This is a genomic window from Silvibacterium sp. (assembly GCF_047605705.1).
GTDB lineage: Bacteria > Acidobacteriota > Terriglobia > Terriglobales > Acidobacteriaceae > Silvibacterium.
Genome location: NZ_JASGFD010000064.1, coordinates 1 through 26,462 on the forward strand (window position 1 = coordinate 1; position 26,462 = coordinate 26,462).

The 26,462-nt window shown below is 62.0% G+C and carries 24 protein-coding genes; 13 read left to right on the forward strand and 11 right to left on the reverse strand.

Translation table 11 applies throughout. The features are described 5' to 3' along the window. A partial coding sequence (gene ligA, locus QM649_RS17645; protein ID WP_415200387.1) for an NAD-dependent DNA ligase LigA occupies positions 1 to 1,777 on the forward strand: 1,777 nt, incomplete at its 5' end. A 231-nt stretch (positions 1,778 to 2,008) separates the two neighbouring features. Here ligA and QM649_RS17650 read toward each other — a convergent pair. Continuing rightward, on the reverse strand, positions 2,009 to 3,733 hold the full coding sequence (locus QM649_RS17650) for a hypothetical protein (protein WP_415200388.1): 1,725 nt from the start codon (positions 3,731 to 3,733) through the stop codon (positions 2,009 to 2,011). Between the two features lie 99 nt (positions 3,734 to 3,832). Here QM649_RS17650 and bcp point away from each other — a divergent pair, with 99 nt between their 5' ends. Together bcp and QM649_RS17660 are read left to right on the forward strand one after the other, a co-directional pair. Further along, positions 3,833 to 4,294, forward strand: a complete 462-nt coding sequence (gene bcp / locus QM649_RS17655) for a thioredoxin-dependent thiol peroxidase (RefSeq protein ID WP_415200389.1) — start codon at positions 3,833 to 3,835, stop codon at positions 4,292 to 4,294. A gap of 143 nt (positions 4,295 to 4,437) precedes the next feature. Continuing rightward, positions 4,438 to 5,040, forward strand: coding sequence for a DNA-3-methyladenine glycosylase (locus QM649_RS17660; protein WP_415200390.1), 603 nt, complete (start codon positions 4,438 to 4,440; stop codon positions 5,038 to 5,040). Between the two features lie 89 nt (positions 5,041 to 5,129). On the opposite strand, the gene QM649_RS17665 is transcribed toward QM649_RS17660, so the two are convergent. Next, a complete protein-coding gene (locus QM649_RS17665) occupies positions 5,130 to 5,441 on the reverse strand; it encodes an RcnB family protein (RefSeq protein ID WP_415200391.1) in 312 nt (103 codons plus the stop codon). 136 nt (positions 5,442 to 5,577) lie between these two features. Between QM649_RS17665 and QM649_RS17670 the strand changes: the two genes are divergently transcribed. Further along, on the forward strand, positions 5,578 to 7,305 hold the full coding sequence (locus QM649_RS17670) for a M20/M25/M40 family metallo-hydrolase (protein WP_415200392.1): 1,728 nt from the start codon (positions 5,578 to 5,580) through the stop codon (positions 7,303 to 7,305). A gap of 189 nt (positions 7,306 to 7,494) precedes the next feature. On the opposite strand, the gene QM649_RS17675 is transcribed toward QM649_RS17670, so the two are convergent. The 6 genes from QM649_RS17675 to QM649_RS17700 all read right to left on the reverse strand — a co-directional run bounded on the left by QM649_RS17675 (position 7,495) and on the right by QM649_RS17700 (position 12,649). Continuing rightward, on the reverse strand, positions 7,495 to 7,827 hold the full coding sequence (locus QM649_RS17675) for a cell division protein ZapA (protein WP_415200393.1): 333 nt from the start codon (positions 7,825 to 7,827) through the stop codon (positions 7,495 to 7,497). Between the two features lie 38 nt (positions 7,828 to 7,865). Continuing rightward, positions 7,866 to 8,231, reverse strand: coding sequence for a hypothetical protein (locus QM649_RS17680; RefSeq protein ID WP_415200394.1), 366 nt, complete (start codon positions 8,229 to 8,231; stop codon positions 7,866 to 7,868). Between the two features lie 157 nt (positions 8,232 to 8,388). Beyond that, a complete protein-coding gene (pheT, locus tag QM649_RS17685) occupies positions 8,389 to 10,452 on the reverse strand; it encodes a phenylalanine--tRNA ligase subunit beta (protein WP_415200395.1) in 2,064 nt (687 codons plus the stop codon). Between the two features lie 59 nt (positions 10,453 to 10,511). Then, positions 10,512 to 10,889, reverse strand: coding sequence for a four helix bundle protein (locus QM649_RS17690; protein WP_415200396.1), 378 nt, complete (start codon positions 10,887 to 10,889; stop codon positions 10,512 to 10,514). Between the two features lie 77 nt (positions 10,890 to 10,966). Further along, complete coding sequence (gene pheS, locus QM649_RS17695) at positions 10,967 to 12,082, reverse strand: phenylalanine--tRNA ligase subunit alpha (RefSeq protein ID WP_415200397.1); 1,116 nt, start codon at positions 12,080 to 12,082, stop codon at positions 10,967 to 10,969. Between the two features lie 93 nt (positions 12,083 to 12,175). After that, complete coding sequence (locus QM649_RS17700) at positions 12,176 to 12,649, reverse strand: SRPBCC family protein (protein WP_415200398.1); 474 nt, start codon at positions 12,647 to 12,649, stop codon at positions 12,176 to 12,178. Between the two features lie 106 nt (positions 12,650 to 12,755). On the opposite strand from QM649_RS17700, the gene QM649_RS17705 reads away from it, so the two are divergent. Genes QM649_RS17705 through hemL form a run of 3 tightly spaced genes read left to right on the forward strand, consistent with a single transcriptional unit; the run spans position 12,756 to position 15,075 of the window. After that, the gene (locus QM649_RS17705; RefSeq protein WP_415200399.1) at positions 12,756 to 13,193 is read left to right on the forward strand and encodes an ExbD/TolR family protein; all 438 of its coding nucleotides are present in this window, start codon (positions 12,756 to 12,758) and stop codon (positions 13,191 to 13,193) included. 24 nt (positions 13,194 to 13,217) lie between these two features. After that, the gene (locus QM649_RS17710) at positions 13,218 to 13,742 is read left to right on the forward strand and encodes a gamma carbonic anhydrase family protein (RefSeq protein WP_415200400.1); all 525 of its coding nucleotides are present in this window, start codon (positions 13,218 to 13,220) and stop codon (positions 13,740 to 13,742) included. A gap of 22 nt (positions 13,743 to 13,764) precedes the next feature. Then, the gene (gene hemL / locus QM649_RS17715) at positions 13,765 to 15,075 is read left to right on the forward strand and encodes a glutamate-1-semialdehyde 2,1-aminomutase (protein ID WP_415200401.1); all 1,311 of its coding nucleotides are present in this window, start codon (positions 13,765 to 13,767) and stop codon (positions 15,073 to 15,075) included. A gap of 72 nt (positions 15,076 to 15,147) precedes the next feature. On the opposite strand, the gene QM649_RS17720 is transcribed toward hemL, so the two are convergent. Then, positions 15,148 to 15,600 carry a hypothetical protein gene (locus QM649_RS17720; protein ID WP_415200402.1) on the reverse strand — a complete coding sequence of 151 codons (453 nt, stop codon included), beginning with the start codon at positions 15,598 to 15,600 and terminating at the stop codon, positions 15,148 to 15,150. Positions 15,601 to 15,777: 177 nt separating this feature from the next. Here QM649_RS17720 and QM649_RS17725 point away from each other — a divergent pair, with 177 nt between their 5' ends. Beyond that, a complete protein-coding gene (locus QM649_RS17725; protein WP_415200403.1) occupies positions 15,778 to 17,139 on the forward strand; it encodes an aspartate aminotransferase family protein in 1,362 nt (453 codons plus the stop codon). A gap of 72 nt (positions 17,140 to 17,211) precedes the next feature. Here QM649_RS17725 and QM649_RS17730 read toward each other — a convergent pair whose 3' ends face one another. Beyond that, positions 17,212 to 20,745 (reverse strand): TonB-dependent receptor domain-containing protein, encoded by a 3,534-nt coding sequence (locus QM649_RS17730; protein WP_415200404.1) that lies wholly within the window; start codon positions 20,743 to 20,745, stop codon positions 17,212 to 17,214. 467 nt (positions 20,746 to 21,212) lie between these two features. Here QM649_RS17730 and QM649_RS17735 point away from each other — a divergent pair, with 467 nt between their 5' ends. From QM649_RS17735 to QM649_RS17755, 5 genes are all read left to right on the forward strand, one after another. Next, on the forward strand, positions 21,213 to 21,650 hold the full coding sequence (locus QM649_RS17735) for a 23S rRNA (pseudouridine(1915)-N(3))-methyltransferase RlmH (RefSeq protein ID WP_415200405.1): 438 nt from the start codon (positions 21,213 to 21,215) through the stop codon (positions 21,648 to 21,650). A 165-nt stretch (positions 21,651 to 21,815) separates the two neighbouring features. Beyond that, positions 21,816 to 22,658 carry an acetyl-CoA carboxylase, carboxyltransferase subunit beta gene (gene accD / locus QM649_RS17740; protein ID WP_415200406.1) on the forward strand — a complete coding sequence of 281 codons (843 nt, stop codon included), beginning with the start codon at positions 21,816 to 21,818 and terminating at the stop codon, positions 22,656 to 22,658. A gap of 87 nt (positions 22,659 to 22,745) precedes the next feature. After that, positions 22,746 to 23,762: a hypothetical protein gene (locus QM649_RS17745; RefSeq protein ID WP_415200407.1), complete on the forward strand. Its 1,017-nt coding sequence runs from the start codon at positions 22,746 to 22,748 to the stop codon at positions 23,760 to 23,762. Positions 23,763 to 23,894: 132 nt separating this feature from the next. After that, complete coding sequence (locus QM649_RS17750; RefSeq protein ID WP_415200408.1) at positions 23,895 to 25,232, forward strand: NAD(P)/FAD-dependent oxidoreductase; 1,338 nt, start codon at positions 23,895 to 23,897, stop codon at positions 25,230 to 25,232. 8 nt (positions 25,233 to 25,240) lie between these two features. After that, positions 25,241 to 26,017 carry an alpha/beta fold hydrolase gene (locus QM649_RS17755; RefSeq protein ID WP_415200409.1) on the forward strand — a complete coding sequence of 259 codons (777 nt, stop codon included), beginning with the start codon at positions 25,241 to 25,243 and terminating at the stop codon, positions 26,015 to 26,017. Positions 26,018 to 26,199: 182 nt separating this feature from the next. Here QM649_RS17755 and QM649_RS17760 read toward each other — a convergent pair. Then, positions 26,200 to 26,462 (reverse strand): OsmC family protein (locus tag QM649_RS17760; protein ID WP_415200410.1); only part of this gene is annotated, 263 nt, incomplete at its 5' end.

Below are 26,462 nucleotides of genomic sequence, written 5' to 3' on the forward strand. Positions count from 1 at the left end.
GGTGAGCGAGGAGGAGCTGCGCGAGTGGGATCGCCGCTCGCATGAGCTGGCGGGTGAGGGCGCAAAGATCGAATACGTCTGCGAGTTCAAGCTCGACGGGCTCTCGATGGCGCTGCATTACCGCGAAGGCGCGGACGGCGGCTCGTATCTCGAGCGCGGCGTGACGCGTGGCGACGGCACCATCGGCGAGGATGTGACCGGCAACGTGCGGACGATCCGCTCTGTGCCGCTCTCTATTTCGAAGACGAAGCGCGAGAAGGCCGGACTGCCTCCGAACTTTGAAGTACGCGGCGAAGTGGTGATGCCGTTCAAGGCGTTTCTGCGCATGAATGAAGAGCGCGAGGCCGCGGGACAAGCGCCGGCGGCGAATCCGCGCAATGCCGCGGCGGGCACGATTCGCACGCTCGAGCCGAATATCGTCGCGCAGCGGCGTCTGGATTTTTATGGCTACTTCGCGCTCAATGAAGCGGGCGAGAGCTTCTTCGAAGAGCAGTCGGAAGCGCTTGAGGCGCTGTCGAGCGCCGGATTCCGTGTGAATCCTCACCGCGAAGCGGTGAAAAGTTTTGAAGGCCTAATGCAGTTTGTAAACCGTGCCGAAGAAAATCGTGCCGATCTCGGTTACGAAATCGATGGCGTGGTCATCAAGATCGACTCGGCCGCAATTCAGCGGCGGCTCGGCTTTACCGGCCGCGCGCCGCGCTGGGCCGTGGCGTACAAGTTCACCGCGCGCGCCGCGATCTCCAGGGTCGAGGACATTAAGGTGCAGGTGGGCCGCACCGGCAAGTTGACGCCGGTGGCATGGCTAACGCCGGTGGCTATCGGCGGCACGACGGTGAGCCGCGCCACGCTGCACAACGCGGACGAGATCGAGCGGCTGGGCCTGCTTGTCGGCGATTATGTGAAGGTCGAGCGCGGCGGCGACGTGATCCCCAAGGTCGTCGAGGTGGTCGAGGATGCGGAGCATCCGCGCGGCACAACGAAATACAAATTTCCTTCGCACTGCCCGGTGTGCGGCAGCGAGATTGTGAAGACCGAGGGCGAGGTCGACTATCGCTGCGTAAACGCCGACTGCCCGGCGCGGCTGGTGGAAAGCGTGCTGCACTTTGCGGCCCGCAAGGTGATGAACATCGAAGGCCTCGGCGATGTGCTGGTAGAGCAGCTGGCGACGCGCGGCATGGTGAAGAGCATCGCCGACCTGTATTCGCTCAGCGAGGAGCAGCTGTTGTCGCTCGAACGCATCGGCAAGAAGACAGCCGACGCGCTGCTCGACGAGATTGCGAAGTCGAAGCAGGCGGGGCTGAGCCGCGTGCTCTTCGGACTCGGCATCCGCTTTGTGGGCGAACGCACGGCGCAGCTGCTGGCCGAGGAGTTCGGTTCGATGGATGCGCTGATGGCCGCCTCAGCCGAAGATCTTGAACATGTGAATGAAGTGGGACCGCGCGTCTCGCTGGCTATCCGTGAATTCTTCGATGAGGAAAAGAACCGTGCACTTGTCGAAAGACTGCGCGAAGCGGGCCTTGTCTTCACCGCGGAGAAGCGGAAGAAGTCTTCCGAGCTGGAAGGGCTGACATTTGTGCTGACCGGTACGCTGCCCACGCTCTCGCGCGAGGATGCGAAGGCGAAGATCGAAGCAGCAGGCGGCAAAGTCTCAGGCTCTGTCAGCAAGAAGACGCATTATGTCGTCGCCGGTGAGGATGCTGGATCGAAGCTGGAAAAGGCACAGCAGCTCGGGGTACAGGTGATCGACGAGGCTGCTTTGCTGGCTATGCTGGGCTAGATTCTCTGCGAATGTAGATCCTTTGATACCCCACTCAAGCCAACTGCAGGCTTGAATGGGGCACCCGCCGTTTCTTTTTATTAAGGAAGTATTCGATCCCACATCTCAGAAGCGAGACGTGGGGAACCCTGTCGAGAGCGGTGCTCTCCCTCATCCTCGCTGATTCAGAAACCACAGGTGCCTCCACTTCGGTCGGGATGACAGTGCGTTCGTAGCTTGCAGAATGTCGTTTCAGCTTGCGCCGGCGGTCGAGAACACCTGCTCTACCTCGCCGTTGTCGACGCGGTAGATCGCGTACTGGCGTTCCGTCTTGCCCGCAAGCTCGAAAACCAGCTCGGCTTTGCCGTCGCCATCGGCATCGAGCGCGTCGACCACCAGCATGCGCGGAGACTGGTCGAGCTGATCGTCGTCCGTGAGCTGGTGGAAGAGCACGCGCGCCTTTCCGCTGAAGTCAGGCTGCGCGATCAGTGTGGCGTACTTCACCTTGCCGTCGGGCATCGTGGTCTTCGCCGTGAAGACCAGCGTCGCACCGCCGCCGAAGCTCAGCGCGTAGGCGTGGAAGTGCTCATCGGCCAGAACAGGCAGAGGCGGAGGTACAGCCTTACGATGCGCGTTTCGCAGCGTGGTCGTGCGGCCGATGGCCGATGCAGCCGTATTGCCCGTAGCTGGAGCAGGGGAGGTCGATTTCGGAGGTGTGTCACTGCCGAAACTGCCTCCACTGGGCGCGACCAGGGGCTTGCCCGCGAAGAGGTTCTGCGCCATGCTTTCGAGCTGCGCCTGGGCCGCCTTTTCGTCCGCTGGATCGGCCCACGAGTAGCGCCAGTTCTCCGAGGGATGCGTGGAGACATCGGAGATCGCGACCATTTGCTCAAGGTTCTCCGGATGGCCGCTTAGTTTGGCAATCTCGACATCCGAGGGCACATCCAGCTTCACCTGCTCGTCCGGGCGTCCATGGCGCAGATGCGGCCGATTCGGATCGAGGTCAGCGGTTGCCGTTACCGGCGAGCCATCTCCGCCGGCTGCACTGGGCTGCGTTCGGCGGTGCATCGTCGGCCGGTCAGGATCGACCGGGCCGGTGCCGCCCGGACTACTGCTGCCGGAATTGTTGCCGGTGCCCCCCGAACCGCTCGTGGAGCCGTTCGTGGAACTGCTGGTGGAGCCGCTATTCGTTCCACTGCCCGAGTCGTCGGTCTTGCGGTGCAGCGTGGGACGGTCCGGATCGGAAGACGAGGTGTTTCCCGAGCTATTGCCGGAATTATTGCCAGAGCTGTTCGTGCCTGAACTGCTGGTCGAGGGACTTGTGGAACCACTGCTGTTCGTCGAAGAGCCGCTGCTCGAAGTCCCACCGCTGCCATCGTCGGAGCGACGATGCAGTGTCGGCCGGTCGGGGTCCTGCGACGACGAGGACGAGGACGCGCCTCCGCTGTTCTTACTGTTCGAGCCGTTATCGACGTTCGAGGGGCGATGGGCGAAATGCGGCTGGCCATCGTCGTCATCCCATCCGTCGATCTTTGGAATCTTTTTCGATGCCCTGAGCTTGGCCTGCGAGGGAGAAACCGGCTTCTGATAGCCGCCGATAGCGATCCATGAGCCACCCGGCCCACCGACATTTGCCGCCGCCTTTACATCGAAAAACCCTTTGGCCAGTCCACCTTCTTCCAGCTGATATTGCGTGCCCGTCTCCACGGCGAGCGGCACCGGCTGCGCGAGATAGAAGGCCGCGGGCTGGAAGGTGGTGCCGTCCCACACTGCGAGAGGGATCAGGCGGCTGGCAATCGGCTTCGTGTAGTCTCCGGTGTATTCGAGCACTGCCGTGGCGCGCAGGGTCTGCGGCTTCTCGGCCTTGCCTGTATCCACACGGCCCACGTACTGCGCCTGCGAGACTGCAGCACCTGCTGCCAGGACACTCCCCGTCAGCAGCCATCGTGACTTCTTCCAGCTCCAGTTCCCGGTCAACCCGACTCCCCGCATCGCACCCACCCGGCCGTCATCTATAAGCTATAAGACGCGAGACCCTGCCGTGGGCGGCTCGCCTGAGGAGATTCCAGAGAAATTATGGAACTGAACGAGAAAGTCGACTTCACCGTTCTCAACGAAGACGGCGAAACCGTCCATCTGAGCGATTACAAGGGCCAGCCCATCGTCCTCTTCTTCTATCCCCGCGCCGATACGCCCGGCTGCACCATCGAGGCCTGCGGCTTCCGCGACACCTTCGACAAGCTCCAGAAGGCCGGCGCCGTGGTGCTCGGCATCAGCCGTGACACGCCGAAGGCGCAGAAGAAGTTCAAGGAGAAGTACAACCTGAACTATCCGCTCCTCGCTGATTCAGACGAAAAAATCTGCAATCTGTTTGGCGTCCTGAAGGAAAAGAACATGTATGGCAAGAAGGTGAAGGGCATCGAACGCACCACTTACCTGTTCGGACCCGACCTTACGCTGCTGAAGATCTTCCCCAAGGTGAAGCCGGAAGGCCATGCCGAGGAAGTGCTTGCGGCGATCAAGGCGCTGAAGAAGTAAACGGAAAAGGACCTGAGGCTGTCGCTCACTTCGGAATATTTCTGCAATTCGAAGGCGAACCGCAGGTCCCTCCACTTTGCTTCGCCCTTCGGGCTGCGCTCCGGTCGGGATGACAAGTTTGATGGATTGAAGAATAAACCGCCATGCCCAAGCCTCTTCCCCGAACCTTCTACCTGCCGCCGCCGGATATCATTTCGAAGGCGCTGCTGGGCAAGCTCATCACCCATCGCTTTGAGGGCGAAAAGCTTACCGGCAGGATTGTGGAGGTCGAGGCTTATTTCGGTGAGAACGATCCGGCGGCCCACTCCTTTTCCGGAAAGACAGCCCGCAATGCCGTCATCTTCGGTCCACCCGGGCACGCCTATGTCTATTTCATCTATGGGATGTACTACTGCCTGAATCTCTCCTGCGAGCCGGAGGGGCAGGCGGGGTGCGTGCTCATCCGCGCACTCGAGCCGGTGAAGGGGATGGAGACGATGGCACGGCTGCGGGGACTAGCTTCCGGTGTAAAGCCGGCCCTGCTGACGTCCGGACCAGGTCGGCTCTGCCAAGCGATGGGGCTGACCCGCTCCGCGCACAACGGCCTCGACGTCACCGACCGCAATTCGCCGCTCATTGTCCACGACGACGGATATGAGCCGGAGTTGATCGTCGCTACCCCGCGTATCGGCATCAGCAAGGCGGCAGACCTGCCCCACCGGTACTTCGTTGCCGGAAATACCTGCGTGAGCGGACCGCGAAAATAGAAGCCGGACAAAAACACAAACGCCGGGCAGTTGCCCGGCGCTGCATCGTGGGTGGGTTATGTTGGCTGGTTCAGGGGACTGATTAAAGTCTAGTGGACGGTCGAGGCGACGACGGCCGTCATGATCGCACCGGTCGCAATCGCGGCCAGCACGTAATTGCCGTCCACCTCACGCCACTGGTAGCCATGCGGCGGGGGCTGCAGGTGATAGTGGCGATAGTCGATCTGATGGCCACGCGCCCAGTCATTGTGCGCGATGTGGCCACCCTGATGCCAATCGTCGTGACGGACATAGCCGTGCGGGTCAGGATGGTGATCGTCCGGGTGTTGCGCGAAGGCCACACCGCCAGCCATTACCGCGGCCAGGGTCGAAAGCGCTGCTGCTCTGCGAATCAGCTTCATAAATCCTCCGGACAGTACGATTCGTTCTATCCCGATGGTGTTGTTCGGCGGCCCGCATTTTGCGGTGGTAGCGCTTGCCCTGCGACGTATGTCCTTAATTCTGGGACTTTTATGAAAGCCGGGTTACGATGCTTCCATGCGGAAATCTTTTGCAGTTCTAGGCCTTGCGGCCCTGCTCGGTCCTTCGCTCCAGGCTCAATCGCCCGTGCCGCCGCGCGAGGCGAAGGGCTATGCCGCCATCCAGGAGTCCGATCTTCGCCGCGATCTGGCCTACATTGCGAGCGACAAGCTCGAAGGCCGTCTGAGCCTCCAGCCCGGCGACGAAGCCGCGGTCCACTGGATCGCGGATGAGTTTGCCAAGGCTGGCCTCGTTCCGGCGGCGAAGGATGCCGCAGGTAAGCCCTCCTACCTGCAGGCCGTTCCCATGGTCGAGTACCGCGCGGACCGGGCCACGACTTCGGTGACGCTGACGCGGGGTGGGCAAACCTCCGTATGGCACGCACCCGAAGCCTTCGGCGCCTATCGCAAGGCCATTGATCTCACCGCGCCCGTGGTCTTTGCCGGATACGGCATCACCGCACCGGAGCTTGGCTATGACGATTACAAGGGTATCGATGCAAAGGGCAAGATCGTCTTTGTCTTCGATCACGAGCCGCAGGAGGACGATCCCAAGTCGATCTTCAACGGCACCGGCAACACCCGCTACGCCACCACGCGCGTCAAGCTGCTGAATGCACAGGCTCACGGAGCCGTGGCGCTGGTCGTCGTTGCCGAGCCCAACCGCAAGCACCTGACGAATGCCGAGCGGGCCGCCCGCATCGGCGGCAGCATCACCCGCGCTGTGCCGATTCCGCTCCAAGCCATCGCCGACGACGAGCTGCACATACCCAGCGTGCTGGTGCTCGACGATGTGGCCGACCAGCTCTTCGAGACGCTTGCCGCCGCCCAGCATACGACCGGCAAGGCCGAGGCCTCGGCGCTGCAGGCAGCCATCGACAAGGACCTCTCAGCCCAGAGCCGTGACCTGCCGGACACCACGCTGACGCTGCATCTGCGCAATACCTCGGAAAGGGACGGGACAAGCTGGAATGTCGTTGGCCTGCTGCCCGGCTCCGATCCGAAGCTGAAGGCGGAGACGGTGCTGATCACGGCGCACCACGACCACGACGGCTCCGCGCCGTGCCCGGCGGATAAGGGCGGCGTGAACGAGCAGGGTCAGCCTACGCCTGCCGGCCCGGACTGCACGCAGATCTGGCACGGGGCGGATGACAATGGCTCTGGCACGGTGGGTGTGGTCGAGCTGGCGCACGCCTTTGCCGCCAACGGAGCGCGGCCAAAGCGATCCATTCTGTTTGTGGTGTTTGCAGCCGAGGAGCGCGGGCTGCTGGGCGCCTATTACCTGGCGCAGCATCCGCTGCGGCCGCTCGACACCACCCGCGCGCAGATCAACTTCGACATGATCGGCCGCGACGAAAAGCCCAGCCCGCAGACCGACGGCCTGATCCAGATTCCGCCGGACACTTCGAACCGGCTGAACCTGATCGGCGCGCTCTACTCCCCGGGCTACGACGCGGTGGTGAAACAGGAGAACGAGCACGTGGGACTGGTGCTCGATGACCGCTTCGACCACGAAAGCGCGCTCAACGTCTTCTTCCGCTCCGACCAATTCCCCTTCGTGCTGCACAACATCCCGGCCTTCTGGTGGTTCACGGGCTTCCATCCTGACTACCACCACATTACCGACACGGTGGAGAAGATCGACTATCCGAAGATGACGAAGATCCTCGAGCTGGCGTACCTGAGCGGTTGGCGCTTCGCCAATGACGCGCAGACGCCGGTGTTTGTCGAAAATCCCAGGCCGTAGCGGACGCGCGAAGCGCATTCGCGGCAGTCAGGGATAAAACGGTTAGTTGAAAAACGGCCAGTAGATGCCAACCGCAGGCTTGAATGGGCCACCCGGAGCTCTCGCAAAAAGAGAAATGGCCAGCAGGAGTGATGCTCCCGCTGGCCGCTTTTTACTGGCCGTACTTGTGACTGACTGCTCGCTGCTCTCTTAGCCGATCTTCCGCTCGCTGCCGAGCACGTCGTCGAGCAGCCCGGCGAGCGAGTTGGTGCGGGTGCGCAGCTGACCGTTGCCATTCCGGGTCTGTTCCTGCAGCGTGGCCAGCTCATCGGCGATGTTCAGCGCCGCGAGCACGGCCACGCGCAGGGAATCGACGGTCTTGCCACGCGAGGCGACCGCACGCATCTTCGTGTCGACCATCTCGCCCAGCTGCCGCAGGTACTCGGGATCGTGCCCGCGCAGATGGTAGGTCTGATCGTAGATGTCGACGGTGATCGCCTCCATCTGTCCCGCATCCTGGCGGGGATCATTCTTGGATGACATCGCCGGTTTACTCCTTTCCGGTTTTTACTCCGGACGGCTTACGCCGGGATCTCTTCGAGCTGCTTGAGCAGACGCTCGACGCGGCCGCGCACGTGCTCGCGCTCGCCCTCGAGGTTGCCGATCTGCTGCGTCTGGTGCGAAGCATGCTGGTCCAGCTCTTCGATGCGGCGATTTGCCGCGCCGAGCTGCTCCTGCAGACTCTCCGCACGCTGTTCCGCATTCAGGCCACTTTCTTCGAGGCTCTGAACCGTCTCTTCGAGCGACTGGATCTTCTGCTCCGCCTTCGCGCGCGCGTCGCGCTCTTGGTGGAGCAACTCGACCAGGCGCAGCACACGCTGCTCCAGTGCATTGAGTTCATCGGCGGTCAGCGGAAGCTGGGTTTCCTCAAGAGCGAGCGTGGACATCGGCGAAATACCTCTTCGTTGGGAGAAATCTTCTCTTCGTTTCTTCGCGCAGTATAGCGCCGTGGCCATGGTGGATGCCGGAAATTCCCGGCAACGCCGGAAGGCACGTGCCTTTTGGGATACCCGCCCGCGACGAAATGCGGAATTTGAAAAACGATCAACCACGCAGTTGTCCTCCGAGCGATGCCAGCGATGCGATCACCCGCTGCGAGAATTCCTGCAGCTCTTCGTCACGCAGTGTGCGCTCATTCGATTGCAATACGGTGCGCAGCAGCAGCGAATACTGCCCGACAGGAGCCAGCTTGCCAGCCGGATCACGCAGGATCTCCTTCGCTTCGAAGCTCTTCAGCTCGGCGATGCCCAGCCCGCGCAGCGCCGAGTCGATCGCTCCGTAAGGAACCGCATCCGGAAAGAGCAGCGAGAAGTCGCGGCGCACCGCCTGGAAGCGCGAGAGCTCACGCATCACCGGCACTCGCAGCGACTGCTTGTAGAGGCGATCGAGATACATCTCGCCGAGGAAGCAGGTCTGCTTGAGCTTGCGACGCTCGGCTTCTTCGGGATGCAGCTGGCCGAAGTAGCCGATGGTCATGCCGTCGAGCACGACACGGGCGCTGCGCCCGGGATGCAGCCACACCGGCAGCAGCAGCGCGTCATAGTAAACGCTACGCGCGGTGAACTTGCCTACCAGCGCCTCGACAGCGCCCTTGACGTCATAAAACGTGACGGACTCTGCGCCGAAGGCGCGTCCGGAGGCTCCGAGGGTCAGCGCGGGCTTTTCTTCGACCTTTTCGGTGCTGCCGCTGAAGGCCGTGCCTATCTCGAAAAGCGCCACGTCTTCGACATCGCGGTTGAGATTGAGGGCCAGCATCGTGGCCATGCCCGGCAACAGCGAGGGGCGCAGCATGCCAGCCTCTTCGCTGAGCGGGTTGCCCATGGCGATCGCGCTTGCAGGCTGCGGCGCGAAGAGCGTCGCGTCGGCCTCCGAGCAAAAGGTCGAGGAGATGGCCTCGTTCCAGCCCATCGCGAGCAGCTGGCCGCGAACGACGCGCTCCTTCTCGGCCCAGGGCAGCTCGACGACCGAGCCCGCGAAGGCGGGCAGCGTGTTTTTGAACTTGTTGTAGCCGTAGACGCGGGCGATCTCTTCGATGAGGTCGATTTCGCGCTCGAGGTCGAGACGCCAGCTGGGCAGCGCGACCGAGTACTCGCCCTCGCTCTTCGTCTCAAGGCCGCAACCGAGGCCGGTGAGGATGGTCTCCGCGTTGGCGGCGGTGATGCCTTCGTGGTCTTCGGTCACGCCGAGCAGGCGCGTGATTTCGCTCGCGCTGAAGGCGATGCGACTGCGCTTGGCGGTTTTCGCTTCGATTTCCGGGATCTGGATGTCGGCAAAGTCGCCGACGATCTCGCCGCCCGACTGGAGCAACAGCTGCGTGAGCAGCGCTGAGGCTACGGGACCCGCGTTGTAATCCGCGCCGCGCTCGAAGCGATGCGAGGCGTCGGTATGCAGCAGGTGCCGCTTCGACGAACGGCGAATGCTGGTCTGGTCGAACCATGCCGCTTCAACCAGCACGTTCTTCGTCTCGGGGGTAATGCGCGAATCCCAGCCGCCCATAACGCCGGCGAGGCCGAGCGGCTTCTTCTCGTCGGCGACGATGAGGTCTTCGTGGTCGAGCGTATGCACGAGCTCGTCGAGCAGCTTGATGGTCTCGCCCTTGCGCGCGCGCCGCACGATGACCGTGCCCTCGATCTTGTCGAGGTCGAAGGCGTGCGAGGGCTGGCCCATGGCGAACATCACGTAGTTGCTCGCATCCACGGCGTTCGAGATGAGCTTCTGGCCGAGCAGGCCGAAGCGCTCGGCGACGATGCCGGTCGAGGTCGTGACGGTCACGCCGCGCACGACGCGGGCGGTAAAGCGTCCGCAAAGCTTCGGGTCTTCAATCGCGATCGGATACGCCGCGCCCGGCTTCGCCGTGGGCAGCGTGAGGTCGAAGGGCTTCAGCGGCAGGCCGTAGATGATCGCCGCCTCACGCGCGATGCCGTAGTGGTTCATGGCGTCGACGCGGTTGGTGGTGATGTCCATCTCATAGCGCGAGCCGTTACCAGCGCCGAGATCGAAGACGCCTTCGACGGCGATGCCGCGCAGCGTCAGCGCTTCGGCGAGTTCGCGATCGGAGGCTTTTAATCCCGGAAGATATTCGCGGAGCCAGTTGGAAAGAATGTTCATAGCTGCACTCTTGAGCAGTCAGGCATAAAGACGGCCAGTGATGAAGCGGCCAGTAAAAGCTACCCCTGCTTTCGTGTTTCCTCTTTCATCGAATTCAATAGCCCGTGAAGCATTCGGCCGACTTCCTTGCATAGCGACAGTACGTGCATTCCGTCTTCCTTTGATAAGAAACCCAGGCTTTCCGCGAGCTCGGTCTGCGTTTCCAGCTCGAAAAGCGGTCCTCGTGCATGCCCTAAAAAGACTGCAAACGCCCGATCCGTTGACCGTCCCTGCCCTTCCGCGATGTTGCTGGGAATAGAGACCGCGGCTCGCTTCATCTGGCTGGTTAGCCCAAATATCTCTTCCTTAGGGAAACTTCGTGTCAGACGGTAAATTTCCCTGGCTAGTTCCATCGCCCGTTGCCATACGACTAGGTCCCGGAATTGCTTCACGCGCATCGTGTACCCCTGCTCGCATTTCACAACTCGCAACTGGCCGTTTTTATGACTGACCGCTGACCGCTCTTTCCCTGCTCCTACCCAAACTGCTCCAAAAACCGCAGGTCTCCCGAGTAAAGCAGACCGATGTCGCTGATGCCGTACTTCATCATCGCGATGCGGTCGATGCCCATGCCGAAGGCGAAGCCCGAGATCTTCTTCGGGTCATAGGCGGGCTGCTTCTGCTGCACGAAGCCGAAGACCGCGGGGTCGACCATTCCGCAGCCGAGCAGCTCGATCCAGCCCGAGTGCTTGCACTTGCGGCAGCCCTTGCCGCCGCAGAAGGGGCAGGAAATCTGCACATCCGCCGAGGGCTCGGTGAAGGGGAAGAACGAAGGGAAGAAGCGCGTCTTCACGCTCGAGCCGAAGAGCTCCTTCATCGCGTGGTCGAGCGTGCCCTTGAGGTCGGCGAAGGTGATGTTGGTATCGACGCAGAGGCCTTCCAGCTGGTGGAAGATGGGCGAGTGCGTGGCGTCGGCCGCGTCATTGCGGTGCACCTTGCCGGGGATCACGATGCGCACCGGGGGCGCCTGCGCCTCCATGGTGTGGATCTGGACGGGCGAGGTGTGCGTGCGCATCAGCAGGCGGTCGCGCAGCGGCTTGCGCTCCTGGTTGGCGACGACCAGCGTGTCCTGCGTGTCGCGCGCCGGATGACCCGGCGGGAAATTCAGCGACTCGAAGTTGTAGTAGTCGGTCTCGACCTCGGGCCCTACACCGACCGAGTAGCCCATGCGCGCGAAGATGGCGAGCAGCTCGTTCTGCGTCTTGATGAGCGGATGCTCGGCGCCTACGCGCGGCTTGGTGCCGGGCAGCGTGATGTCGATGCGCTCGGCCTCGAGGGCTCCGGAGTGCGTGGCCTTGCCGGCTGACTCCAGACGCTCCTCAACGGCCGCCTTGAGCACATTGAAGCGCTGGCCGATGAGCTTTTTGCCCTCGACCGGCGCCGCCTTAAGCCATGCGTCGCTGATGGCCTTGAGGCGGCCCTGCTTGCGCCCCAGCCATTGTAGGCGGAAGGCCTCGACAGCATCGGAGTCGGCCAGCGTGGCCGCCGACGTCTCGACCTCGCGCAGAACGCCCGCGAAGGCCTGGTCCAGTTCGGCCTCGCTGTAGCCGGATAAGGATGGGATCTGATCCCCGGTATCGTGCTGAGACATAGTCTCTTTGAGGATAAATCAGGGATGGGGAAGTGCCCGGTTCAGGCCGGAACTGCAACCTTGAGCACACGGATGGTCGGCTCGGGGATGGGCTTATGGATATTGTCTGCGACCATCAGCCTCTGCCGTGCGCTTGATCAGCGCATTGCGCACTTCGAGCAGATCCTCCATCCGCTTCCGGACGAAACGCTTCTCTAGGACGAGCCCGAATGGGCCGTATGGCATGGCAAAGGTAAGGTAGTCGCGCATTTCGGTGGCTCCGTCTGCCAAGGCTCGAAACGTGTGCTGATGCCGGAAGAATCGAAACACTCCGCGCACCATGCTGTCTTCGAAGAATTCATGCGGCCGGTACTGGCTGATCACACTGGTGTGCGTCACCCATATTCCGAACTGCTTCGTACGCCATGTCACCTGTTCCTCAGGGCCGATAATCCCGCAGGTTCTCCCGCGAATGGCCCGCAGTCGCTGAGGACGCCCTGCTTCCGCTTCCAGGTCGATGCTGAGCGAGAGCTCGAAGCAGCGCGCTATCGGAGCATGGATGACGGTGGTGGCTTCGATCACCTGCACTCGGGCGCGGCTCCGTAAGATGAAGTCTGGTTAGAACACTAATTTATTGCCCCCTGCTCCAAAGCATGGGAACATCATCCATCCACCGAACGGAGTCTGACCCACCATGAAGCTCGTTGCGCCCCGCAGCGCTTGGACTCTCGCCCTCTTCGTCATCCTGATCGTGGTCTCCTGTATCGCATTTTTCCTCCACACGGCTCCGTCCAGCACCTCTGTGGTGACGTTCGTGCAGCCTGACCAGTTGAAGTCCCCGACGGCATGCCATGCGCTCTACGTCACCATGCAGGGAGACGGACAGGTCCAGGTGGACTCCTTGAAGACCCCGGCAGCGAAATACACGCGCGATGCCGGGCTGGCCGCCATTAAGCAGCAGATGCTGGCTCGCAGCGAGCGCACCGTCTACATCCGCGCGGACCGGGACGTTCCAGTGCAGGATCTTTCTGATTTCTCCGCCAGTGTTCGCGCGACAGCGGATGGAGTGAACGCAGTCTGGGCCACGGACAAGGTCTGGAACCAGGCCCGGACGGGATGCGGCCTCTCCTGAGGCCCACGGCGCTACACTAACCTCATGATCCGCACCTACCAGGGCCACACTCCCGTTATTCCCGATAGCTGTTACGTCGACGTCTCCGCGCAGATTCTGGGGGATGTGGTGCTGGGCGAGCATGCCAGCGTTTGGATGAACGCGGTGGTGCGCGGCGACGTGCACTCGATCCGCATCGGGGCGCATTCGAATGTGCAGGACTGCGCGGTGCTCCACGGCATGCGGCATCTGTATCCGGTCATCATCGGCGAGTACGTCACCATCGGGCACAACGCCACGGTGCATGGCTGCGTGATCGAAGATGCCTGCCTGATCGGCATGGGCGCGACCATCATGAACAACGCCCATATCGGCGAGGGATCGATCATTGCCGCCGGCGCGCTGATCCCGGAGAACATGAAGATTCCGCCCCGGTCGCTGGTGGCCGGTGTGCCCGGCAAGGTTCGCCGCGAACTCACCTCGGACGACCGCGAGATGATCCTGATGTACGCGCGGAACTACCTCGACTACACGAAGATCTACCTGGAAGAGCAGAAGAACTGGAAATAACGCGGCTTTTATACTGGAAAGCATGAATCACAGCCGTTCTACTGCCCTCCAGCAGCGCGCCGAGAGCCTTTTGCCCGGCGGTGTCGACTCCCCCGTCCGCGCCTTCCGCTCCGTCGGCGGCCAGGCTCCTTTCGTGACCCGCGGAGAAGGCGCCTACCTCTGGGACGAGGACGGCAACCGCTACATCGACTACTTCGGCTCCTGGGGACCGATGATCCTGGGTCACGCCTTTCCGCCTGCCGTCGAGGCCATCCAGGAGGCTGCAACGCGCTCGGCGAGCTTCGGCGCTTCGACTGCCGCAGAGGGCGACCTTGCCGAGCTGGTGGTGGAGGCCTTCCCCTCGATCGAGAAGCTGCGCTTCGTCAGCTCCGGCACCGAGGCGACGATGTCCGCTATCCGCTTGGCCCGCGCCTTTACCGGGCGCAAGTACATCATCAAGTTCGAAGGCTGTTATCACGGCCACTCCGACGGGCTGCTGGTAAAAGCCGGCTCCGGCGTGGCGACCTTCAGTATTCCCGGCTCGGCCGGCGTTCCGGACGAGATCGCGCACCTGACGCTCGCTCTGCCGTTCAACGATCTCGATGCGGTGCAGCAAGCTTTCGCGGCGTATAAGGACCAGATCGCAGCCATCATCGTCGAACCCGTGGTCGGCAATGCCGGAACGATTCTTCCCGCTGATGGCTATCTCGAAGCGCTCCGTGCTATCACCACCCTTGAAGGCGCGCTGCTGATCTTCGACGAGGTGATGACCGGCTTCCGTCTCTCGCTCGGCGGCGCGCAGGAGCTGTATCGCATCCAGCCCGACCTCACCACGCTCGGCAAGATTGTCGGCGGAGGCCTGCCGTGCGCGGCCTTCGGCGGGCGCGCCGAGATCATGAACCAGCTCGCGCCGCTCGGTCCTGTCTACCAGGCAGGCACGCTCAGCGGCAATCCGCTGGCCATGGCCGCCGGCATCGCGACGGTCGGGCACCTGGTGAAGCATCGCGCGGAAGTTTACGCGCAGCTGGAATCCGTAACAGCGACTATTGCAAATGGTGTGGCGGAAGAAGCGGCGCAGGCTGGCGTCTCTTTGATCACCAATCGTATAGGCGCCATGTGGACGTGGTTCTTCACGGCTTCGCCGGTGACTGACTATGCGAGCGCAGCCAAGTCCGACACCGCCGCGTTTGCTGTCTTCCATCGCGCGATGCTGGAGCAAGGCATCTGGCTTCCCTGTTCGCAGTATGAGGCTGCGTTCCTCGGCACCTCGCACTCGATTGCGGACGTGGAAGCGACCATCGCCGCTTCGCGCACCGCATTTGCAGCGGTCGCCGAAAAGCTGGCTGCAAAGTAGACAAAAATAATCTACACAACAAAACGGCCGCTTCAAGCGGCCGTTTTTGTTTTCGTTTCCGTGGCACGAGTCTTACGGTGCTCCGAAGAGCTCAACCTCCGGACGGATCGGGTTGCCTGGCTCGGCGCGCGCATACCAGAGCTCAAGGCTATGGATGCGGCGCTCTCCTCCGGGCAGTGCGATCCACTGGCTGGTGCCGCTCGGCGGAATGACGACGCTCACCGGCAGTGTCTGCGCCTCGCCGTTCGCATAGTGGATCACCACGTGGTCGAAACGGATCGGCGCATCATGCACCTGTAGCAGCACAAAATGGAAACGCCCGGCATACCGCTCTACGTGAATATCGTCGTGATCCACAGGGCCGTCGACGTGCGCGGTTCCCAGCACCATTTCCGGCCGCTGCTGCGCAAACGGGGGAGGATAAGGGCGCGGAGCGTATCCGCTATATTGCGCGTGTGCCGCCAGCGGCAGAAAAAGTGCTGCCGTACTCAGAAACAATCGTGGGAGAAATTTCGCTTTGTTCATCGTGTCGCTCCTCGTGAGGATTGAGCCCGTCCAGCGACAGCGCTCGCAGTCACACGGGGATGGACACGCTGGAGCCATCAAAGTTGCGCGGCAATTTTCCTCATGGAGAGAACAGATGTGCGTTCTTCGTTGCGTCGACCGCGCTACAGAGTACATTTATTGCCAAAGGCGGACACCATGAACGAGACCGTTCTCACACCCGGCACCCCACTCACTAGCGAGGAAGTCGTCTCTCTTACGCGCCAGCACAACTACGGCACATGGCGTTATCAAAAGTCGTGGAAGCCGCTGCATATCGTCGATGCCGAAGGATGCTATTTTACCGATGCGTCGGGCAAGCAGTATCTCGATTTCTCCGCACAGCTGATGTGCTCGAACCTTGGCCACAAGAATCAGGCGGTAATCCAGGCCATCGGCGAGCAGGCGCAGAAGCTTGCCTACATCATGCCCGGCTACGCGACGGATGCCCGCGCCGAGCTAAGCCGTCTGCTACTCGACGTGCTGCCTGCCGGGCTGACGAAGTTCTTCTTCGCGACCAGCGGCACAGAGGCTAACGAGGCCGCCTTCAAGATTGCGCGCATGTACACGGGCAAGACGAAGATCATCGCACGCTATCGCTCGTATCACGGATCTACGATGGCCTCGATTGCCGCCACCGGCGATCCGCGCCGCTGGCCGATGGAGCCGGGCGGCAAAGGCCAAGGCTTTCTCTTCGCGCCCGAGGTGAACTGTTACAAGTGCCCGGTCAAGCACACGTATCCCTCCTGCGACATTGCCTGCGCCGACTACCTCGAGCACATGATCGAAAACGAGAGCGACGTGGCCGCCTTGATCGTAGAGCCCGTGGTCGGAACAAACGGCGTGCTGGTGCCTCCGCCGGAGTACATGCCGCGCCTGCGCGATATTTGTAACCGGCACGGTGTCTTGTTGATCGCGGATGAGGTGATGTCCGGCTGGGGACGCACCGGTGAGTGGTTCGCGGTCGACAACTGGGGCGTGCAGCCGGACATCCTCGTCACCGCCAAGGGCATTACATCGGCCTATGTGCCGCTCGGACTCTGCGCGACGACGCAGAAGATCGCAGACTTCTTCGAAGATCACTTCTTTGCGCACGGTCATACCTACGAAGCGCATCCCATCACGCTCGGCCCCGCCATCGCGGCCATTCGCGAGATGCAGCGGCTCAATCTCGTAGCGCGCTCAAAGGAGTTGGGCGCATATCTGGGCGAGAAGCTGCAGGCGCTCAAGCCGAAGCATCCTTCCATCGGCGACGTGCGCGGCCTCGGACTTTTCTGGGCTGTCGAACTCGTCCGTGACCAGCACAAGAAGACGCCCTTCAACACCAAGCAGGACAAGGTGGACGGCAAAGTCACGGTGGTCGACCAGGTGGCTGCGGAGTGCATGAAGAACGGCGTGTCCCTGCAGGCGTGGATCAGCCACTTCGTCATCGCGCCGCCACTCATCATCGAGAGAAACCAGATCGACCACGCAATCGAGGTCTTCGATCGCGCGCTTACGCTCGCCGATCAGGCGCTATAGACAGCACTCCATACGCACAAAGGCCGCGGCATGACGCCGCGGCTTTTGTGCTTCTATCAGGCAGCTGCGTTCCTAGAAAAGGAACTTGATGCCGAGCTGCGTATTGCGGTTGTGGCCATAGCTCCAGCGCGAATCCTCGAAGGTGTTCGAGCTGGGCGATGAGCTGACATCGTCGATGCCGAGATCCGGCATGCCGAGATTCTGGTTGTTGAGAGCGTTGTACATATCCAGCTGGAACTGCACACGCAGCTTCTCGTTCACCTTCTCTTCCTTGAAGAGATCGAGGTCGAGATTCGACCAGGTCTTGGAGAAGACCGTGTCGCGGCCGACACCGATGTACGGAGTCTTCGAGCCCAGATAGTTCACCAGGGCCTGGGTGTTGCGGAGCCAGTGGACTTGCGACGGGCTGATCTGGCTGCAATCGGCCCAGTTATAGAAGCCCTGGCCGACGCCGCAGACCGAGCCATCCGGATCATAGACGCCAACCGTGTTGATGGGAGCCTTCTTGTTCGAGAGCACCGGACGAGCTACGTCGTAGCCGCCCAGCTGCCAGTTCAGGAAGGAGACGTCATCCGAGTAGCTCTGGTAGCCGGCGCCATCACCGAAGAAGCCGTACTGGTACGGGGTACCGGGCTGGCCGCTGTCGAAGGTGTAGATGATGCCGAGGATCCAGCCACCCAGCGCCTTGCCTGCAAGGTTGCGCTCTTCCGCGAAGAAGGGCAGCTCGTAGTGCGCTCCGGCAGAGGCCACGTGCTTGAGCGAGATACCGCTCAACGCGCGCTCCGCTTGGTTGGGATCGAGCGGGTTCTGCGAGAACGCGATCGTGGCGCCGCCGGCATACGTACCGTAGACTTCCGAAGCGTTATCGATGGTGCGGCTGTAGCTGTAGTTCGCAATCGTGGTCAGACCGTGCCACTTGTGCGTCTGCAGCTGGAACTGAAGCGAGTTGTAAAGGGCGAAGGCGCCGTTGTCACGCTCACGCACGTTGCTGTAGTTGCAGTTGGGGCGACCGTAGCCGGGAGCCGTCGTGTCCGTGCACAGATCGACATTGGCGTAGTTCGGGAAAGCGCTCTTGATGTCCAGGAGGTAGGGGTTGCCGTCGATGCTCTGGAACTGCGCCACCTGGTGGTTGCCGACATACTTCACATCGAGCGAAGCCTTGCTGCCCAGCGCCGTCTCGAAGCCGAAGTACCAGGATTCGGTGTAAGGATTGCGGAAGTTGCTCGAGTTATTGGTTGTGTTGCGCGTTCCCGGATTGATGCCAACGCCGGTCGGGATATATTGCAGATCCTGCCCGCGGACCTCGGATGCAAGTACACCGGTCGAGGGCAGGCAGCTGATGGTGGTGCCGCAGCCCGTGATGCTGCCGTTGTTCACGACCGGAGCCGAGGAGGCCGCGTTGATGAACATGTTATAGAAGGCCGGATCGAAGTTGATGGCGAAGCCGCCACGGACGACAAACTTGTCCTTCAGGCTCGCCGGGCTGTAGGCAAAGCCAAGACGCGGCTGGAAGTTCTTGTAGGCCGGCTTGGTATAGGGGTAGGTACGGACCGAGAGCGGCAGGCTCTGATCCCAGTAGGCGGTCGCGGCATCTTCTTCGCGCTTCACCGTCTCGTCATGGAGCAGGTTCACTGCCTGCGTGAAGAATTCATAGCGCAGACCGAGGTTGACGGTGAAGTTGGGCGTCAGCTTCCAGTCATCCTGGAAATAGGCCGCATAGTCGGGTTCGGTGAACTTGGTGGTGAAGTTGCCATTGGCCAGCGTGAAGGAGCTGGTGGTTCCATCGAGGAAGTTGGTCAGCAGCGGATTCGTCGGATCGGTGGAGGAACCGGAGAATGCGAGCGCACCTTCGTAGTAGGGCAGAAAGGGATTCGGAGAGTTCTGGTAGCTCCACTCACCGCCGAACAGGATGGTCTGCTTGCCACTGGTCCAGGTCGCGTTGTCCTGTACCTGGGTCACCTTAACAGTGCGCCCCTGGGGCAGGTTCGTCGCGTAACCGTAGCTCATCAGACCGAGCTCGTCGCCGTTGGTATCCGCCACTTTGCCGGAGAGCGAAATGTTCGCCGTGCACTGGTCCGGGGTGGTGACGGTGCAGTTCGGCTGGGCGCCACCCTGGAAAAGAAGCGACGTCTGCTGGAAGGAGTAACGGAGCTGATTGACGAAGTTCGAAGTAAAGGTGTGTTCCCAGTCGCCGCCGACGGACTGCGCATGATCAGGCACGTTGTACCAGTTGCCTTCCGGCACGCTGCCACCGGCATTCACGGACGGATCGTCCTGGTAGAAGTAGCGAATGAAGACGTGGTCGCGCGTACCCGGCTGCCAATCCAGGCGGCCCATGACTTCTTCGTCATTGGACTGCGACGGCACCGAGCGCACCACGCCAGCGAAGGGCACATCGATCGTCGTGCCGTTATACGTCACAGGAACCTGATAGGTGGTGCCTGCGACCTGCGGATTTCCGGTGGTGATCGAATAGGGTCCGTTGTTCACCAGCGCGGCCACACCCGGAGAGCTGGGGAATGCCGAAGCGAGCTGCGAAAGACCGGTCGGGGTCGGCGTGATGGACGAAGTCAGGACACTTTCTCCACCACCCGTGTGATTGCGGTTGAAATAGGCGCTGCCGAAGAAGAAGAGCTTGTCCTTGAGGACAGGGCCGCCAAGGGTGCCACCCACGACGTTATCCGTGAAGCGGGTAAGGGTCGGGGTGACGCAGGCGTTTTCCGACGTCGGCTGCTGACCGGGCGCGCAATAACCCTGCCAGGAACTCTTCTGACCCTGGGCGAACGATTCGCCCCAGTTGCCTTCGTAGCGGTAGAAGGCCGAACCGTGAAACTGATTGCTGCCCGAGCGGGTGACGTAGTTGACCACCGAACCGGCGTTGCGGCCATACTGCGCGCTGAAGTTGTTGGTGATGACCTGCACGTTGTCGAGCGCGTCTTCATTCGAGAAGAAGACCTGCGGACCGGCGACGGAGTTGTCGTTGTTCGATTGGCCATCGAGCTCGAAGTTGTTCGAGCGTCCGCGCTGGCCCTGCGAGGAGAAGCCCCCGTACGAACCATTGCTGTTGCTGAACGAGTTGTCGTGCGTGATGACCACGCCCGGGCTCAGCAGGGCCGCAGTATCAAAGCCGCCGCCGAAGGGCAGGTTCTGCAGCATCTGTGCGTCGATGGTGTTCGATACCTGCGCTTGCGAGGTATCGAGGAGCGGAGTCGCGTTGCCCTCGACCTGAACGACCGAGGTGCTGCCGATGGTGAGCTTCTGAGGACCGATATTGGTCTCACCCACCACGACATTGACCACGCTGATGCTCAGCTTATCGAAGCCCTGCGCTTCGATGGTCAGCGAGTAGGAACCGACAGGAACGTTCACGATCGAAAAGCTACCGTCCCCGCGGGTCTGCTGCTGGGAGTGATAGTTCGTGCCAACGTTGGTTGCCGTCACGGTCGCGTTCTGCACGACAGCTCCGGATCCATCTACCACCGTACCGGCAATTGAGCCGGTGGTGATTCCCTGGCCGGCCGCACGCAGCCCGCCTCCCAGCAACAGCAACAACAGCATCAGAGAAACACACGCCCAGCGTGCGTTGAAACCGTCAGTTCGACGCATCCGTACCTGCCTAAAATGTGGGTTTTACGTATGAGGGGAAAGGAAGGCCGTCAGGCCCGGGGCAGCCTTTCCCTCACCCACCCAAAGGCAAGTGGCGGACCTGTTACATGGAGTAACAGGGAAAAAAGTTTACATATTAAAGATTCGTTACTAGCAGGACGTATATGCGGCTCCCGCATGTGACTGTCCGGAAACGGTCAATACGCCGCATAAAAATTATTTTTGGCAAGTGATGGAAGGAAAAGGGTTGCGTGAGTGGTAACGCAAAAATGGGTGGAAGGGATGGTGCAGATTTTGATTTCTCCGCAAATTCATATTTGCGGGGCGCACTTCTTCAGGAAACCGTTATCTCGGGTCAGGCCTGCGCACAGCTGACTTTATATACGGGATGGCTCGCGAGAAAGTTTCGGCCCTCCCTCTGAATCCGGTTTCCGCCATTTGGTTTTCTGCCCTCATACACTAGTTTCATGAAGCTTCAGCTCGCCGCTATCGGTGTCCGCTCCCGTACCCCGGTCGATCCGCTCGTCGAGCAATATATCGGCCGGATCACCCCTTTTGCCGAGGTTGAAGCGCCGATTTTTCGTTCTGCTTCTGCCTTCTGGGAAGGCATCGACCGCCAGCGGGCACGGCCACTCCTTGTACTCCTCGATAGCCGCGGAAGGCAATACTCCTCGGAGGATTTTGCCGCCTGGATTGGCCGCCAGCGCGACGAAGGGCAGCAGCGCCTGGCCTTTGCTATCGGCCCGGCCGACGGCTGGTCCGCTCCCGAACGGGCGCGTGCCAGCCTGCTGCTCTCACTTGGACCCATGACCCTTCCCCATGAACTCGCCCGGCTCGTGCTCTGCGAACAGGTCTACCGCGCATTTACAATCCTTTCTGGGCACCCCTACCACACCGGCCACTGAAACCGGCGGTGTGAACGCGGACGCCGGGACGCGCAAAGTCAGGCATATCTGCCGGAAGGCGTCTTTGCCCGGAGGGGCACGCGAAGATGAGCGTGAAGAGTTAGGTTTCCCGCCTGCGTCCTTATATAGAGCGCCGCGCGGCTCGAGAGAAGAGAAAGGGAATCGATGTCCTGGTTTCGTCGCGAACACAACAACATTGAAGACACCGGCGAGAAGACCGTCCGCACCGAAGGCCTGTGGGTCAAATGCGGCTCCTGCGGACAGGTGATCTGGAAGGCCGACCTCGACGCCAACCTGCACGTCTGCCCCAAGTGCGGCTTCCACTTCCGTATTGGCTCCCGCGCACGTGTCGAAATGCTGCTCGAGCCCGGCTATGAGCTGGTGGACCTCGAGCTGCGTTCGACCGATCCGCTGAACTTCAGCGATCTGCGTCCCTACAAGCAGCGCCTGACCAAGGCGCAGCGCGAAACCGGGCTCAACGACGCCATCGTCAACGCCATCGGACAGATTGGTCCTCACCCGGTCGTCGTCAGCGCCATGGAGTTCGGCTTCGCCGGCGGCAGTATGGGCGCGGTGGTCGGCGAAACCATCACCCGTGCCGTGGACCGCTCGCTCGAGACCCGCCATCCGCTCATCATTGTCTCGGTCTCCGGCGGCGCACGCATGATGGAAGGCATCGTCAGCCTGATGCAGATGGCCAAGATCTCCTCCGGGCTCGCGCGCCTCGACGACGAAGGCATTCCCTTCATCTCGCTGCTCACGGATCCGACCTTCGGCGGGGTGACCGCGTCCTTCGCGATGCTGGGAGACCTGAATATCGCCGAGCCCGGCGCTCTGATCGGCTTCGCCGGACCCCGCGTGATCGAGCAGACCATCCGCCAGAAGCTTCCCGAGGGCTTCCAGCGCGCCGAGTTCCTGCTCGAGCACGGCTTCCTCGATGCGGTCGTAAACCGCAAGGAGCTGAAGGGCTACCTCATCCGCGCCCTGGATTTCATGAAGACGGCCTAGCTCGACCAGCGGCCGCGGCGTTACAGTAAACGCGCGGCCGCCTTCCTGCCGTTCCACTTCCGGCGGCCGGAAAGCAGGATTCGCTCCATGCGCTCAGCCCGCTGCTGCCTGCTCCTTGCTTCATCCCTTCTGCTTTCCTTCCCGCTTCACGCGCAGTCCAGCACGGGCTACTCCGACAACCCAAACTGGAGGCAGGTCTGCGCGCAGGCTGTGACGGTGCCGCTTCCCGCCGAGGTTCTGACGCCGAAGACCGCGACTGCACCAGATTGCAACCCTGTCGCCCTGTATTACGGCTTCCAGCAAGCCCCGGATTACTCCGCCGCGCTGGCCTGCGCAGCGCGCCAACACGCAAAGGAAGGCTCCATAAGCGACATCGGCAGCGCCGGCATCCTCGCCGAGCTATACGCAAACGGCTACGGCGTCCCCAAAAACCTGCCCCTGGCGCTGCGCTTCTCCTGCGAGCTCGACAACATGGCTGCCCAGGCGGAGACTGCTTCTCGCGTCGGCCATATCGAGGCCATGGAGAGCGGCAAACTGCCCGCATCGAAACGCTTCGATCTTTGCGACGATGCTACTAGCGGGATGATGACAGGCTGGTGCGCAAGCGTCGATGAAGGAGTCGCAGACTATAGCCGTGCGCACCGCATCGCCGTGGTGCGCGGCAAACTACCCAGGGCCGCGCAGGATCGGCTTCCGGAGCTCCAGACCGCAGAAGCTGGCTTCGAGAATGCGCGAGTCCACGGGGAAAATCAGGGCGGCGGTGGTAGCGGTTCAGCTGGTTTCGCTCTCATTGACCAGAACCTGCTGCGCGAGCAGTTCGTTCGCAATCTCGAGAACTTTGCCGCTGGTCGGGCGCCTCGTGCTACCCCCACGCTCCGAAGCACGGCGCAGGCGCAGCTGGACAAAGCCGCAAAGGACGCCGCGACTCTCCCCGACTTGCCTGGAAGTTACACCCACGAAGGTCTGATCGCCACCCAGCAGGCCTGGCAGCAGCTTTTCGATGCGTGGATGCGGTTTGTTCCCGTGGCCTTTCCTCACTTGCCGCCGGATGATGCTGCCACCGAGCTGCTTCGCCTTCGTATCCATCAACTGAAGAAGCTTTAACGTATTGGCCATCTCCACCCTTGGATGGAGCCAGCTCTCCGCCGTAGGATGGTTTCCTATCTCCGTCCGCCTCATGCACCATGGGCTGCGCGGCAGATAGAGGACCGCCATATCTCTTTGGAAGCAGGCTTCTTGAGTACGTACGACGTCATCGTGGTGGGAAGCGGAATCGCGGGGATGGCTGCCTGCCTCAACCTGGCGCGCGGCGGCCTGCGTGTGCTCTCGATCGAGGCCGAAGCCTCCGAGGAAGATCCGGTCGGCGAGTCGCTCGACTGGTCCTCACCCGACTTACTGCGTGCGCTTGGCCTGCCGATGGACCGGCTCATCGACGAAGACATCGCCACCTACAAGCGCCACGTCATTCTGCGCATGCCCGACGGCTGCGAGCAGCACTATGTTCCTGGGGAGTGGCTGGCAAAGCGTCCCTGGAAGGTGAATCTGGCTACCATCCATGTCGATCGCCGGCGCCTCAACCAGGCCCTGCGCAATCTGGTTCAGGAAGCCGGTGTCGTCACCCGGATTGCGCGCGTTGCCAGCGTCGAGAGCGACGGCCGCCACATCCTTGCCCTGCACACGGCTTCCGGCGAACGCCTCGAGGCGCGTTGGTATGTCGACGCCTCGGGCTCCGCCGCTGCGCTCTTTCCCCGGCACTTCCGCCTCCCGGCGCGCGACTACGGTCCGCACAAAGTCGCCATATGGGACTACTTCGAGGTGGAGGAGTCGGTCGAGGGCACAACCCTGAATGCCGACCAGCCGGACTGCGAGTATCTCGAATGGGTCTGGCAGATTCCCGTGCATCCGCATGTGGTGAGCGTGGGATACGTCGCGCGCGCTGAGACCATTCGTGACGATCGCCGCGCAGGACGATCGCTCGAAGAGATCTTCGCCACACAGCTCGCACGCTTCCCCGAGCTCGCAGCCGCGCGAGACGAGAAGCAGCGAAGCGGCGAGCCGCCTACCCTGCGCACCACCAGCTTTCGCTGCCGCGTACATAATGAGGCGGCAGGCACAAACTGGCTGGCTGTCGGCGAGTCGGCGGCGATGGTCGACCCGATGACCTCGAACGGCGTAACCGCCGCGCTGCGCCACGCTGAAGAGGCTGCGAGCCTGATCCTCCGCGCTCATCGCAAAAATAAGACGTCCCTGCCGCGCCTGGGCACATGGCTCTACAGCCGGCGCATTGCGGCGCTCGGCCACTTCTTCAATAGCGGCATCGAGAAGGTGATTTATGACTGGCCCATCCGCCGGCGCGTCGGCATCGCCCGCGCGGGAGATGTCTACACCATCCCGGCATGGCTCATGAATCTTGTCTACGCGCGTATGCGGCCACGCGGGGCGCTGAAGACCGCGCTTTACACCGGGATCACTACCCTATTGCGCGGCAGCCTGTCGATTTTTTACTGGTTCTCCAGGAGAAGCAGGAAGAGCAGAAGGAGTGCGTCCGCAGACGCTGTATGTACCATTCCCTGAGCACTCCCATGCATGTTTCGGTCTGCGGAGAAGGCGCGCCCGTGCTCTTTCTCCACGGCATGCCCACCAGCGGCCGCCTATGGGATGGCGTGATCTCCCGCCTCTGCACCCGATACCGCTGCGTTGCCGTGGACCTGCCCGGCCTTGGCCGCTCCCCCCGCGCGCCGCACTCGCTCGGCGATCTGCGCACCATCGCGGATCAGCTCGACCAGATCCGCCAGCAGCAGGGCATTGAGCGATGGCATGTCGTCGGGCACGATGCGGGCGCCGTGATCGCCGTGCATTATGCGCAGTTCTTCTCCGATCGCGTCGAGCGCCTGTCCCTGCTTGCGCCTGCGCTCTTTCCTGAACTAAAGCCCTACTTCCTCATCGAGCCGCTGCGCCGTGCCGTCGTGGGAGAGCTGCTTGCGCCGGTGATTCGCAGCATCTTCTGGAAGGTCGCCATGCAGAAGGCCCTCGAGGGGATCGAGGATGGTCCACGGCTGGCCCGTGATTTCTACGAGCCCTTTGCTGGCACGGCCGGAGCCATGGCGTTTCTTCGCCTGGTGCGCTGGGGACAGCCACAGCGGCTGCTGGCCGGCGTTCCTGCCATGCTGCCGACACTCCGTATGCCGACGCTCATCTTTCACGGCGCGGCCGATCCGGTGGTCCCCGCCGAGTTCGCCGAGCGTGCCTCGCGCCTGATGCCCGACGCACGCCTGCTCACACTCGATTGCGGGCACTTCATTCCGCTCTGCGAACCCGCTTCGGTCGCCGAGGAGTTGGAGCGCTTCTTCGCGGCTTAGGCAGAGCAGGGGCTAAAGCCCCTTTCCAGGCGTGCCGGAAAGGGCACGGCTGAAGCTGTGCCCTGATACAAGCGCCGCCTCATTCGCTTCGGTCGGAATGACAATATCTGTGTTCGCTATCGTCTGCTTCAGCAGGCTCTTGAGTCGCGACCAACGGGAGCGCATGCCGAAGGCCTGGACGGCTAGTCCCAGACGAATTCGATGGGGATCTGCACATCGGGATGCAGGCTCTTGTGTACGGGGCAGGTGTGCGCGGCACGTTCGAGCTTCGTCTTCTGCTCTTCCGTGAACTCGCCGGGCACGCGGATCTTCACCGCGAGCTGGCCGATGCGGCGGATGCCCTCGGTCGCCATCGTCTTCTCGACGTTCGCCGTCGCGCCTGCGATCTCCACGTTCAGCGTGCGCGCCGGATGGAGATAGAAATGGTTTCGATTGCTGTTGAGTA

Bases quoted from the DNA above. Each gene is read 5' to 3' on its own strand.
- bcp (WP_415200389.1), top strand. From the start codon at position 3,833: ATGGAACTGAACGAGAAAGTCGACTTCACCGTTCTCAACGAAGACGGC.
- QM649_RS17660 (WP_415200390.1), top strand. From the start codon at position 4,438: ATGCCCAAGCCTCTTCCCCGAACCTTCTACCTGCCGCCGCCGGATATC.
- QM649_RS17665 (WP_415200391.1), bottom strand. From the start codon at position 5,441: ATGAAGCTGATTCGCAGAGCAGCAGCGCTTTCGACCCTGGCCGCGGTA.
- QM649_RS17670 (WP_415200392.1), top strand. From the start codon at position 5,578: ATGCGGAAATCTTTTGCAGTTCTAGGCCTTGCGGCCCTGCTCGGTCCT.
- QM649_RS17675 (WP_415200393.1), bottom strand. From the start codon at position 7,827: ATGTCATCCAAGAATGATCCCCGCCAGGATGCGGGACAGATGGAGGCG.
- QM649_RS17680 (WP_415200394.1), bottom strand. From the start codon at position 8,231: ATGTCCACGCTCGCTCTTGAGGAAACCCAGCTTCCGCTGACCGCCGAT.
- pheT (WP_415200395.1), bottom strand. From the start codon at position 10,452: ATGAACATTCTTTCCAACTGGCTCCGCGAATATCTTCCGGGATTAAAA.
- QM649_RS17690 (WP_415200396.1), bottom strand. From the start codon at position 10,889: ATGCGCGTGAAGCAATTCCGGGACCTAGTCGTATGGCAACGGGCGATG.
- pheS (WP_415200397.1), bottom strand. From the start codon at position 12,082: ATGTCTCAGCACGATACCGGGGATCAGATCCCATCCTTATCCGGCTAC.
- QM649_RS17705 (WP_415200399.1), top strand. From the start codon at position 12,756: ATGAAGCTCGTTGCGCCCCGCAGCGCTTGGACTCTCGCCCTCTTCGTC.
- QM649_RS17710 (WP_415200400.1), top strand. From the start codon at position 13,218: ATGATCCGCACCTACCAGGGCCACACTCCCGTTATTCCCGATAGCTGT.
- hemL (WP_415200401.1), top strand. From the start codon at position 13,765: ATGAATCACAGCCGTTCTACTGCCCTCCAGCAGCGCGCCGAGAGCCTT.
- QM649_RS17720 (WP_415200402.1), bottom strand. From the start codon at position 15,600: ATGAACAAAGCGAAATTTCTCCCACGATTGTTTCTGAGTACGGCAGCA.
- QM649_RS17725 (WP_415200403.1), top strand. From the start codon at position 15,778: ATGAACGAGACCGTTCTCACACCCGGCACCCCACTCACTAGCGAGGAA.
- QM649_RS17730 (WP_415200404.1), bottom strand. From the start codon at position 20,745: ATGCGTCGAACTGACGGTTTCAACGCACGCTGGGCGTGTGTTTCTCTG.
- QM649_RS17735 (WP_415200405.1), top strand. From the start codon at position 21,213: ATGAAGCTTCAGCTCGCCGCTATCGGTGTCCGCTCCCGTACCCCGGTC.
- accD (WP_415200406.1), top strand. From the start codon at position 21,816: ATGTCCTGGTTTCGTCGCGAACACAACAACATTGAAGACACCGGCGAG.
- QM649_RS17745 (WP_415200407.1), top strand. From the start codon at position 22,746: ATGCGCTCAGCCCGCTGCTGCCTGCTCCTTGCTTCATCCCTTCTGCTT.
- QM649_RS17755 (WP_415200409.1), top strand. From the start codon at position 25,241: ATGCATGTTTCGGTCTGCGGAGAAGGCGCGCCCGTGCTCTTTCTCCAC.